This is a genomic window from Phenylobacterium sp. Root700, from assembly GCF_001429025.1.
In the GTDB taxonomy this organism is placed as follows: domain Bacteria; phylum Pseudomonadota; class Alphaproteobacteria; order Caulobacterales; family Caulobacteraceae; genus Phenylobacterium.
This window is the reverse complement of the sequence record NZ_LMHT01000004.1, coordinates 175048-186524: the sequence shown is the minus strand read 5'-3', so window position 1 is coordinate 186524 and position 11477 is coordinate 175048. Positions and strand designations below refer to the sequence as shown.

Below are 11477 nucleotides of genomic sequence, written 5' to 3'. Positions count from 1 at the left end.
CGGTAACTCGCCCCTACAGCCGGTCACGAGCGCGTCAGACCGCGGTGCTCACCGCATGCTTACGCAGATCCACCCGCGAGCCCCGTCTGAACCCGCAATATCCGGCGCCTCGCGGCTCGGAACGTCGTAACCCTGCGGTGAGGCTTTCAATTACCCATAAGTCTCTGACTCTTTTGGGCAAAAGCTCTGGAAATTCTTGAATCGATTGAATCGGTTGTGATTCTATATCGGGCACCTGATTCGTTTGAAGCGGTGCGAGATGGCGGCTCGAGACGGAGATGCGGTCGATCGATCGGCGCATTGGAGCGACCGAGAGGTCGACCAGGGGGCGTTCAAGGACGCCCGGCTTGGTCGCCGGTTCGCAGATATCTTGAAGCAACTCGGCGACGGAATGGGAGAGTCCATTCCCTTCGCGTGCCAGGATTGGGCGAACACGAAGGCGGCCTACAGGTTCTTCTCGAACGCGAAAGTTGAGGAGGGCGATATCCTGAGTGGTCACTTCGCCGCGACGCGCGCGAGGTACGATGCCTGTGACGGGCCTATTCTGCTGCACGACGGAGTTCACCTATCAACGGCGCCATCCCCGCGCCATCGGGTTCACCAACAGCGTCAACAGCGGTCGCGACAAGGAAGGGCGCCTGCGTCACCACGCCGTCTGTGGAATCCTGATGCATTCCAGCCTGGCGGTCACCGTCGAGGGGCTTCCCCTCGGGCTCGCGGCAGTGAAGTTCTGGAACCGCGACAAGTTCAGAGGAACCGCCGCGCTCAAGCGCAAGATCAACCCGACCCGCGTTCCCATCGAACAGAAGGAGAGCGTTCGATGGTTGGAAAATCTCCGCCAATCGATCGAACGCCTGGGTCGGCCTGACCGATGCGTTCACGTGGGTGACCGCGAGAGCGATATCTTCGAGCTCTACTGTCTCACCAAGGAATTGGGCACGCATTTCGTGGTCCGCACCTGCGTCGACCGCCTGGCTGGCGACGGGAGCCATACGATTTCGGCCGAAATGAGTGAGGTCGACGCCGCAGGCCAGCACATCATCGAAGTGCGCAACGACGCTGGCGAGGTCGTCGAAGTCGCCTTGGACATCCGGTTCAAGCAGATCAGAGTTTTGCCGCCGATCGGAAAGCAGAAGCGCTATCCGTCGTTGGACCTCACGGTCATCCATGCTGTCGAGCCGAACGCCCCCAAGGGCCGAAAGCGCATCGAATGGAAGTTGCTCACCAACCTTCCGGTCGAAAGCTGCGCTGAGGCCGTCGAGAAGATCCAATGGTACGCGATGCGCTGGAAGATCGAGGTCTTCCATAAGATCTTGAAATCCGGCTGCCGAGCGGAAGATGCAAAACTGCGCACCGCCGATCGTCTGGCAAACTTGGTCTCGGTCTTCTGCATCATCAGCTGGCGGGTGTTATGGTTGACGATGCTCGCCCGAACTTCGCCTGAAGCCCCGCCCACCGTGGCGCTGACCGACGCGGAGATCGTACTTCTCGACCACCTCGTCAGCGACGTCGGCGACCGCAAGACACAGCCCGGCACCCTGATCTTCTATCTGACAAAGCTCGCTCGACTTGGCGGATACCTCGCAAGAGCCGCGGATCCTCCGCCGGGTAACACGGTCGTCTGGCGCGGCCTTACCCGCCTTACCGACATCAAGCTCGGCGCCGAGATCGCGGGGAAGCAGAATGTGGGTAATTGAAAGCCTCACCGCAGGGATACAAATAGGCTGCGGTATTGGTACTGGGGGGCGGCGAGACATGTGCGGGAGGTCGGCTAGCCCGAGCCGCCAGCGCCGGCCGGTGCGCTTCATCGAGTTGGAGCCGGACGCCATGGCGATCCGGCGGGGCGCTGCTGGTCGATCTCCCCACCGCGTCTAACGAGATGTCGATCGACATCGCGGTCATGGACGAGCCCTAGCCGCAAGACGTGCGCAGCCGGATGATTGCCAACACCCATGCCGCGACGGCTGATATCGGTGGTGGGTGGCCGCGTAGAATCGGCCGAGCAACCAAAAAATCGGTCGCTAAACGCGCCGATCACGCCATCAGAAAGTATGGCTGCCAACGCGTCCAGTCACTGCTGCGGGGGTTCTCCGGCCCGTGAAGGGGGCTGCTGGAGGTGTTTCGCAACCGCAATCGCGGTTACTGACACGGCCGTGCTCGGCCGAACCATACTTTTGGGCGGCGTGGATCAGTGGCGACGCACGCAGGCTCCCCATCACGATGGCGCGGAGGCAAGCCTTTCAAGGCGAGTCCGATCGAGCCCACTCACAATGGGAGGAGACTAACATGCGGACATATCGCCAACTGGCGCTCGCAAGCACAGCCGTGGTGCTTATGTCGGCCGGCGGCGCGCTGGCCCAGACGACTGCCGGATCGGCCGCCAATGTCACGCTAGACGAGCTGGTGGTGACGGCTCAGAAGCGCGAGCAAAACATCAACGACGTCGGCATGTCGATCAGCGCGATCGGCACGGAGGAAATCGCCGCCCGTGGGGTTAAGGGCGCTGAAGACCTCGTCCGGATTGTGCCAGGCTTCACCTTCACCCGCACGCAGTTCAACGAGCCCGTCTACTCGCTCCGCGGTGTTGGCTATATTGAATCGAGCCTCGCTGCGAACCCAGCAGTAAGCGTCTACGTAGACGAGGTGCCGCTGCCCTATCCGTCCATGACGCGGGGCGCCATCCTCGATCTGCAGCGAGTAGAAGTCCTCAAGGGGCCGCAAGGAACCCTTTTTGGTCAAAATTCAACCGGCGGCGCCATCAACTATGTCGCAGCGCGTCCCACCCAGACCTTCGAAGCGGCCATCGACGCGACCTATGGTCGGTTCGACACCGTTGAAGCTGGCGGCCATGTCAGCGGCCCCATCACGAACACCTTGGCCGGGCGTCTCTCGCTCAGCACCACCCAGTCGGGCCCGTGGCAACAGAGCCAGACGCGCAATGACGAACTTGGCCGCGCGAACGAGTGGGTGGGCCGTCTCCTGCTTGAGTGGCGACCGTCCGATGACTTCACCGTGTTGTTGAATGTCAACGGTTGGAGAGACCGCTCGGAGAACCAGGCCCCTCAGAACCGAGGGCTTTCCATAGCCGTGCCGGGCAATCCCTTGCCGCCCGAGTTCTTGAACGCGCCCGTCGCGCCAAGGAACAACCGCGCGGCTGACTGGGATGAAGGGCGAGACTTCAGCCGCGACAACACCTTTGGTCAGGCCGCGCTACGGATCGACTGGGACGTTTCTGATGATGTCGCACTGACCTCCATCACCGCCTACCAACGACTCGACCGCGATAGCTTCAACGAGGCGGACGGTACGCCGGTCGAGGTTCTGAGCCTCGGCACCTATGGTCGGGTCAGCTCCTTCGTGCAGGAGTTGCGGCTCACGGGCGACACGGCGCGTCTCCATTGGCTCGTGGGAGCCAACTACCAGAGCGACGACATCCACGATTTGCAGCTCGTGGCGCTCGACAAATCCACAAGTGCAGTGGTCGGGCCCTTTCACTACCCCGCGCTCTACAATCTCGCCGACAGCAGTATTGAAACTTGGGCGCTATTCGCGAGCGGGGAGTACTCGCTCTCAGATTCCCTCAAGCTGGAGCTCGGCGCGCGATATACGAACGCCTCCAACAGCTATGCCGGTTGCAGCAAGGATGCTGGAGAGGGCGACCTCGCCCGCCTGTTCGGATTCCTTCAGGGCTTGGTGTCGAACAGCTATACTGTCTCGCCTGTCCCCGGCGGTTGCGTGACGTTTGTAGACACGAACTTCAACGTCGGCATGTTCACGGACAAACTTGACGAAGACAATCTGTCCTGGCGCGCTGGATTGAACTGGAAAGCCACGGAAGACCTTCTGATCTACGGAAATATCAGCAAAGGATACAAGGCGGGAAATTTCCCGACTTTGTCGGCCTCATCCTATACTCAGCTATTTCCTGTGACTCAGGAAGAATTGCTAGCCTACGAAGTTGGGTTCAAAGCAACTTTTCCGGCGATCGCGATGCAAATCAACGGTGCGGCCTTCTACTACGACTACACCAACAAGCAGCTCCGCGGACGCGTTACCGATCCAATCTTCGGCCAACTTGAGGCCCTATTGAACATTCCGGAGTCGCACATTCAGGGCGTTGAAGGCCAAATTGTGTGGAAGCCGGTCGAGGGATTGCGAGCGAATCTGGGCGTTTCCTATCTCAAGACTGAGATCGACGGTGATTTCTCCAACTACTCCCAGTTCGGGGGACCGCCTGTGAACTTCACGGGGAACGAATTCCCGTATGCGCCCAAGCTGCAGGCGAGCGGCGATGTGGAGTATCGGCACGCGTCGTCTTGGTCCGATGTGGACTGGTTCGGCGGAGCCTCTGTGACCTACCAGAGCAAGACCAAGGGCGGACTGGAGAATGATCCGCGGCTCGCGATCGACAGCTACGCACTCGTGGATCTTCGCCTTGGACTTGAAAGCGAGGCGGCCAGGTGGAAGGTCACGCTCTGGGGCCGCAACGTCACCGACCAGTATTATCAGGTCCAAATCCTAAAAGCGCAGGATAATGTGATCGCCTATACTGGACGTCCCGCGACTTACGGAGTGAGCGTTAGTCACCGTTTCTGAGTACCTGGGAGTAGTCCTCTCCAGGCTGGGCGCTGCACCCTCGGTGCAGCGCCTTTCTGCTGTTCGTCGGCGTTGGGTGGGGCGAGATGAGGGTAAGCGCCCCAAACTGACGGTTTCTTCTTCATACCTACGGCGTCGATCCGTAGCAGCGCGGTTGCGCACGCGGCGCTTCAATGCGTCGTTCCTCTGGGCGCGCAACCATCAGAACACAGGATTCAACGGGAGGGCGGTCTCAACAGTCCGCCATGGTCACGTGTCATCCATCGCGGCGGGGCACCGCGTTCGAGTCGACGAGCTGCGAAATCTTCTACGGAGCCAGTCTTAAACCGAGGTGCGATAGGATCTCCGCCGCGATTTCGACCGCTGATCGATCGGCATCAACCTGCCATTCGACTGTGATCTCTTTAGCCGCGGTGTCACGGCAAAGAACATTGCTCACGGAAAGGTTGTCAAGCGCCTCCCAGGCGGCGATTTCGGCGGCTGCCTGCCGAAGCGCGAACCGCGCGACCTTCCCCACGGGAGTGAGAGGGAGAGTGTCGAGCACCATGATGCGTTTGGGTCGTGCCGGAGGTTCGGCGATCTGGTTGCGCAGATGATCCTCCAGGTCTTCGAGCACGAATTGCGAAGGGTTTTTCACGCTGACGTACAAGATGGGTACTTCCCCAGCGTAGGTGTCCGGCATGGCCACTGCGGCGGCCTGCGCGACCCCGCCAAAGCTGTAGGCGGCGTCCTCGATCATCATCGGATCGATGTTGTGCCCGCCTCTGATGATGACATCTTTCCGCCGACCAAGGAGGTGCAATTGACCGTCTGCGTCGAGTCGCCCGAGGTCGCCGCTCCGGATGGGATCGTCGCTTGGTGGGGCGGTCTCCCCCTGTACAGTTCGATAGCCTAAGAAGCGGTTGGGGCCCCCAAGCAGTACCTCTCCTACGGCGCCGTCGTGATCGAATGCGAGCTCGAGCAGCGGCGCGGGACGTCCGACGGCCGGCGTTCGGAACTGCCCATCCAGGGGTTGGGCGGTGCAAATCCCAGAGAGCTCCGTCATGCCATACACTTGGCAGACGGGTTTGCCGATCTTCGCTTCGAGGCGAGCCGCGAGTACAGGAGACAGGGCCGAGGAGCCAGTCACCACCCCGCGCAGATGGCTGAGGTCGGCCGCGTTGATTGGCGTTTCGACGACGCTTCCCAGAGAGGTTGGCACCAGAACGAGGGCTGTCGCGCGGGTCTGGGCGAGTGCGCGCCATACGCCGGCGACTAGCTTCGGGCTTCTCGCCCCGAGGAGACCGCAGAGGATGACGGTGCCTCCGGCGCTAAGCGTCGAAAGGATGCTCGTGATCGCACCGCCGACGTGGAAGAGGGGGAGGCCGATCAATAGGCGATCGTCGGAGGTGATCGACAGGGCGGCCGCGGACATGATCGCCCCGGCGACCATTCCCCTCGCGGATAGTTCCGCCAGCTTGGGGTGCCCAGTTGTGCCGCCAGTGTGGAAAAGCGCGGCGGCGCCCTTGCCGTTGTCTGCGCGCGGGCTTGGGGCAGGCCACCGGCTCCAGGCGCCTCGGTCTGTCCCCCAGAGTCCGACGTCCTGGGTTTCGGTCAATGGCAGCCGCACAACCAAGTCAATGTCTGGCGTCGATGCTAGCGCGGTCTTGAGGCGGCCGTGATGGTCAAGGTCTGGGTGCTCCTGCGCCACGAAAACGGCGCGCGTGCACGCGAGGCGCATCTGCGCGGCCATGGCCTGTGGCGAGAGGAGGGGATTCAACGGGAACGCAACACCGACAGAGCTCGCGCCGATTAGGACGGCGAGGGCTTCTGGCGTCGTCGGCGACAAGATCGCGACGGCCTGATCTCTCCCCAGCTCTACGGACTTTAGGCCCTCAGCGACAGCTTCGGCTTGGCGTTGCAAAGTCGCGTAGGTGTACACGCGAGGATCGGGATCGTCGGGGTCGGCCAGGAAGACGACCGCCGGATGGTTGGCGCGCGTTCGCGCAACTCCTCTCACCATCTCCAACAGATCGGACGTGGCGCTGAGGCGATCGCGAATGACGGCGTCGTGGCCCTCGCTCATGCGAAATGTCCTGAGAGCGTATCACCTGATCCGATCCACGATCGAACCCACCTGCTAGCGCCCCACGCGCATGACTTTCTGCAGGAACCGCTACGCGACTCCTCGCCCGAATTGAGTCTTTGAACTTGCATTCCTGCTTCTCTCACCAACCGGCGGCGTCGAGCCTGTGGACGCCGTCGCGGCACGGTGGGGTGGGGGAGCCACATGGAACGCCGCCTGAAAGTATGGGCGGACTATTCGATTAGGCTGTGTTCTCGACCAACGATGATGGCGCGTGTGCGGTTCTGAACACCCAGCTTGGCGAAAACGTGCTGGAGGTGCCACTTCACCGTGTTCTCGGTCACAGACAGGCGGTCCGCCAACTCCCGGTTGGACAAGCCGGCGGCCACCATCTGCAGCACATCGACTTCCCGTCGCGACAAGCGCTCGACTTGGCCAAGCCGCTGTTCCATCCGATAAGGCTCGGCCCCGACCGCAGCCAGGATATCGTTGAAGTCGACAGGCACCCGCGACGGGGTCCGCGCCTCCTGTTCGGCGAGGGTTCTAACCAGGGCCGTAGCCTTCGCGCCTTCGTCGACGAATGTACGGACGAGGCCGCCCGTCGCGCCGGTCGAGATGGCTCGGCTCATCGCACGCAAGGCGCCAGGACGATCCCCAAGACCTTCGCGTGCCACGCCATCGAGCACCATCAGGCGCGAAGCCCGCCAGATCTGGTTCTGGTTCAGCGACTTGGCGATGGCCCCACGCAACTCGGCGAGCAGCGTCCGGCTCGGATTGAGGTGGGCCTCGAAGCGCATGGCGCCAAGGCCTTCACCCTCGACGTCGAGAGCCCGCGGAGCGGAGGGAAGCCCATGCGATTTGGCCTCGATCGCTCGGCGGGCGCGGCGTGCCTCGGCCCAGTCTTCTCGCCATAGCGCGAGATTTACGCGCTCCCAACCGGCCACTTGGACGAGCCTTGACCATCGACGGCGTGTCCCTGCGACCTCCGCTTCCTCAAGATATCGTTCAGCGGCGGCGTGTTGGCCGCGTGCGAACGCTGTGCGAACCGCGGCGACGTACAGGGCCGCGACCATGTCGGGCATCAGCACTTCGGCGGTGCTGGAAAAACAGCGGGCGATGTACGCATCGACGTCTTCCAGCTTGTTTTGTTCGTAGAGCGCAAGCGGCATGTAACCGATCGCGACCGACTCAATGGTTGGGGCGGTGTCCATCGGGCGCACCAGCGCCTCACCCTCGCTCCACGTGGCCAAGGCGCGGCCGATCTGCCCCTCCACCGCCGCAACAAGCCCTGTCATGGCGAGAGCCATCGCCGCTCCAAAACGACTGTGACCGTTCTCGTAAACAGCGCGGGCTTCTAACAACGCGGCTCGAGCCCTGTCGAACTCGCCACGGCCGATCCAGCCCACGCCACCTGCAAGATGTAAGCATCCCAGAACGTAGGCGTCCGACCCTTGCACCTCCTTGAGGCCGCGTTCGCAAGCTGCCAGCGCGGCCGCGGGCTCGTCGGCGAAGGCAGCAAGGATTGCGTCGGTCGCCAGTAACTCGTCACTGGTTTTCGAGCTGATGGCGCCACTCGAAGCGCGCACGGCATCGAGATGGGCGCGCGAGGCGTCGAACTCGAACAAGACGGCGTGTGCGCAGGCCGCTTCGATTCGGATGCTGGGATAGGTGTCGAGCGTCTCCGTGTTGAGCCTGGAGGCCCAGGAGGTGAACGCTCGCCACCGGCCGATTCGCTCACGGGCGGCACTGGCCCGGTCGAGCAACCGGGTGGCTTCGCTGATGTCTTGGGCCGCGAAGGCGTGCGATATCGCTTCGCTTAGCTGACCACGCGCGTCGTGCCAGGCGGCCGCCCGGTTGTGCAGCAGCCGGGACCGCGTGGGGGCCTCGCGTCGTAGCGTCGCCTCGAGAAATGCCGAGACAAGAGGATGGAACGTTCTCCAGCGGTCATCGGCGTCGTCGGACGCGAGAAAGAACCCTGCGTCGTCAAGCCGGCGAATCATCAGATCGCCGTTCGTGCAGCCGATGGCGTCTTCGAGCATTTCCGCCGTGAAGCGCCCAAGCGCGCCCGCTTCGAGCACATAGCTACGAGTGTCGGGTGGGGCTCGCCCCAACATTTCCTCACTAAGGTAGCGCCCCAACGGTCCCGAAGGGCGTGCAAGCCGCTGGATCAAATCGGCGCGGGTGCGCAGGTTTTGGCTCAGGAGATGGCAGGACATCTGCAGTGCAGCGGGCCAGCCCTCGGTAATTCGGTGCACGTCCGCCCTGACAACCGGGTCCAGCACGACCTGCGCCGCGGCGAAGAACTCGCTTGTTTCCTCGTCTGTGAAGCGCAATTGCGCGACGCCTAGCTCCCGCAGATTTCCGTTCACCTGAAGGCGCGCGAAACCTCCCGACATGCGTTCGCGCGCGGTGGCCAGAAGAGTCACGGATTTGGCCCGGCAGGAGGCCAGGTGCTGAACGAATGCTCCAGCATCTGGCGTGCGGTCGAGATCGTCGACGATCACGGTGAGCGGCGCGGTACTCTCTCTCGCAATGTCCAGAGCCAAGTCGAGACTCACCACCTGCGCATAGGCCGATGTTGTGGCCGAAACCCCGAGGGCGAGCGGCTCAATCGCCGGTCGCCGCTCATCATCGGTGGCCGCGAACAAGAGGCTTTGTCCATCCGCGGCCATGCGAGCGGCCATCGCCGCAACACAGGTTGTCTTACCGTAGCCGGCCGGCGCACTCAGGACCGTGGCCCAAGCTCCGGTCGCCTCCGGAATCCAGGCAAGCAGGCGCGGGCGGTCCAGAAGCGGGCGGGCATCGGCAGAATGGCCCTGGTGACGCATGTTGGGATCGCCGTCGCGGCCGTCTAGGCCCTTCCTGGCGCCAACGTGCGGCCGGGTGTGCGGCGGGTCAATCTCTGGTGCGGCGTCGCTGACCGTTGGGCGCATGCCGAAACTCGCCTCGATGGAGATGCCACACCTTGGCGACGTTCCCCGCTCGAGGGCTCCATACCAAAGTATGGGGGGCATTCGGGCGCAGAAACGGGGTAGGGCCAAACGCGATGACTTGCTTGCGCGGCCTCGGCCCGCGGCGATGGCCGCCATACTTTTTAGTGGTCCCTGTGTTTCGCCTAGTTCGCACAATGGCGGCTTGAGCACACGGAGACTAAGATGAGCAGCCACCCCGATCTTGCGACCCGTAAGGCGTCTGCATTGGCGCTTCTCGAAGTAGCCTTCACGCCGGGCAGATCAGTGGCGGAGAAGCGCGAATTGATGGCCAAATACATCAATCCGCAAAAATATATCCAGCACAGCGCCACGGTGCCCGATGGATTCGACGGTTTGATGCGGCTGGTGGCCGAGTTCGACAGTCAGTTCCCCGCATACGGCGTGTCGGTGAAGCGGATGATCGCCGAGGGTGATTTCGTGGTCGCCCATTGTCACTATAGCTACGGCCTGCCCGACGATCTCGGCAAAGCGATCGTCGAGATTTTCCGCTTCGAAGGCGACCAGATGGTGGAGCACTGGGATGTGATCCAGGACATCCCCCGCGAGCGCGCCAACCAGAACAGCATGTTCTAGGTCCTGCCGGCTCAAGTGCCCGGGCGGGCGCAGGTACCGGCACTCATCCGACCAGTCAGGAGCACTCTATGGTCCACAAGCACATCGTCGGCGCATGGATTGGCGCAACCCTCGCGCTGTTCAGCGCTCATCCGACCTGCGCGCAGGTGCAGGTACGTCCGGCCCAAGCGAAGCTAGATCCCCAAACTCGAGCTGTGCTGGATCAGGTTGCCGGCGTGCCCTACGTGGATTTGATGACCTTGCCACCGGCCGAGCGCAGGCGCGGGCAGGATGCCTTTTTCGGCCCGAAGAACCTGCCGGACAGAAATCTCGTCGATGTGCAGGAGCTGAAAATCCCCAGTCGAGCGGGACCTTTGCGCGTGTGGATCTATCGGCCGCGCCAACCGCCGTCGGGCGCAAGGCCGGCGATGGTGTACTTCCACGGCGGCGGTATGAGCATGGGAAGCCTGGAGCAATACGACGCGCTGACACAGCGTATGTCGGCGAAGTCGGGCGTGGTTATTGTCTCAGTCGACTATCGACTGACGCCTGAGCACACCTTCCCTGCCCCCCTGGAGGATGCCTACGACGCCTTGGCCTGGGTCCACGCGAACGCTCAATCGTTGAACCTAGATCCATTGAGGGTGGCGGTGGGCGGGGATTCCGCCGGTGGTAATTTGGCCGCAGCCCTGACCCAGGTTGTCCGCGATGAAGGTGGCCCTCCGATTCGCTTCCAGCTGCTGATCTACCCCGCAGTGGGTACGACGGGCCACAGCCGTTCGATGAAGATATACGCGGAAGGGTATCTGTTCGGGGCCAAGGAACTTGAAGAAGCCTTCGAGCAGTATGTCCCCGATCGCGCCGCCCGCCTCAATGCGCGGGCGATGCCGATCCTGCAGACGGACTATCACGGACTTCCGCCCGCCTTCATCGTGTCGGCGGAGTATGAGATCATGCGCGATGACATCGAAGAGTACGGAGCTCGGCTGCGTGCGGCGGGGGTGACGACCGAAATTCACCGCTATGCGGGGACGGTGCACCCGTTCCTCAGCATGGCCGGCGTCATCGACGCCGGGCGTGAGGCAATCGACGAGTGTGCGACCAAGCTCCGGGAAGCGCTCGGCGCCTAAGCGGTGTTCTACGGCGCCAGCGTGGCATATTCCCCGCTGGCGCGAGCTTGACCGTCCCACCTATCGCAGGCGCCTGCATTCGTTCAGTGCAGCGTGGGCGCAGGCCTCGTCTTCGTCTGGCGAGCGCCGGTAACACCGAGC

General features: G+C 62.7%; 6 protein-coding genes and 1 pseudogene. 5 read left to right on the top strand and 2 right to left on the bottom strand.

Features of this window, described 5'->3' with window-relative positions; translation table 11 throughout:
- Nucleotides 1-259: 259 nt before the first annotated feature.
- The 3 genes and pseudogenes from ASE02_RS23265 to ASE02_RS01495 all read left to right on the top strand — a co-directional run.
- A pseudogene (locus tag ASE02_RS23265) lies at nucleotides 260-460 on the top strand (transposase); the annotation flags it as partial.
- A gap of 64 nt (nucleotides 461-524) precedes the next feature.
- Nucleotides 525-1697 carry an IS4 family transposase gene (locus ASE02_RS01500; RefSeq protein WP_200957581.1) on the top strand — a complete coding sequence of 391 codons (1173 nt, stop codon included), beginning with the start codon at nucleotides 525-527 and terminating at the stop codon, nucleotides 1695-1697.
- Between the two features lie 589 nt (nucleotides 1698-2286).
- Nucleotides 2287-4596 (top strand): TonB-dependent receptor, encoded by a 2310-nt coding sequence (locus ASE02_RS01495; RefSeq protein WP_056730449.1) that lies wholly within the window; start codon nucleotides 2287-2289, stop codon nucleotides 4594-4596.
- Nucleotides 4597-4903: 307 nt separating this feature from the next.
- On the opposite strand, the gene ASE02_RS01490 is transcribed toward ASE02_RS01495, so the two are convergent.
- Both ASE02_RS01490 and ASE02_RS01485 read right to left on the bottom strand, forming a co-directional pair.
- Nucleotides 4904-6661 (bottom strand): AMP-binding protein, encoded by a 1758-nt coding sequence (locus ASE02_RS01490; RefSeq protein WP_056730447.1) that lies wholly within the window; start codon nucleotides 6659-6661, stop codon nucleotides 4904-4906.
- Nucleotides 6662-6894: 233 nt separating this feature from the next.
- A complete protein-coding gene (locus tag ASE02_RS01485) occupies nucleotides 6895-9594 on the bottom strand; it encodes a LuxR C-terminal-related transcriptional regulator (protein WP_056730446.1) in 2700 nt (899 codons plus the stop codon).
- Nucleotides 9595-9816: 222 nt separating this feature from the next.
- Between ASE02_RS01485 and ASE02_RS01480 the strand changes: the two genes are divergently transcribed.
- Nucleotides 9817-10227 (top strand): ester cyclase, encoded by a 411-nt coding sequence (locus ASE02_RS01480; RefSeq protein WP_082601807.1) that lies wholly within the window; start codon nucleotides 9817-9819, stop codon nucleotides 10225-10227.
- 68 nt (nucleotides 10228-10295) lie between these two features.
- Nucleotides 10296-11336 (top strand): alpha/beta hydrolase, encoded by a 1041-nt coding sequence (locus tag ASE02_RS01475; RefSeq protein WP_082601806.1) that lies wholly within the window; start codon nucleotides 10296-10298, stop codon nucleotides 11334-11336.
- Nucleotides 11337-11477 lie beyond the last annotated feature (141 nt).

Coding starts and splice junctions, on each gene's coding strand:
- ASE02_RS01500 (WP_200957581.1), top strand. CDS start 525: ATGCCTGTGACGGGCCTATTCTGCTGCACGACGGAGTTCACCTATCAA.
- ASE02_RS01495 (WP_056730449.1), top strand. CDS start 2,287: ATGCGGACATATCGCCAACTGGCGCTCGCAAGCACAGCCGTGGTGCTT.
- ASE02_RS01490 (WP_056730447.1), bottom strand. CDS start 6,661: ATGAGCGAGGGCCACGACGCCGTCATTCGCGATCGCCTCAGCGCCACG.
- ASE02_RS01485 (WP_056730446.1), bottom strand. CDS start 9,594: ATGCGCCCAACGGTCAGCGACGCCGCACCAGAGATTGACCCGCCGCAC.
- ASE02_RS01480 (WP_082601807.1), top strand. CDS start 9,817: ATGAGCAGCCACCCCGATCTTGCGACCCGTAAGGCGTCTGCATTGGCG.
- ASE02_RS01475 (WP_082601806.1), top strand. CDS start 10,296: ATGGTCCACAAGCACATCGTCGGCGCATGGATTGGCGCAACCCTCGCG.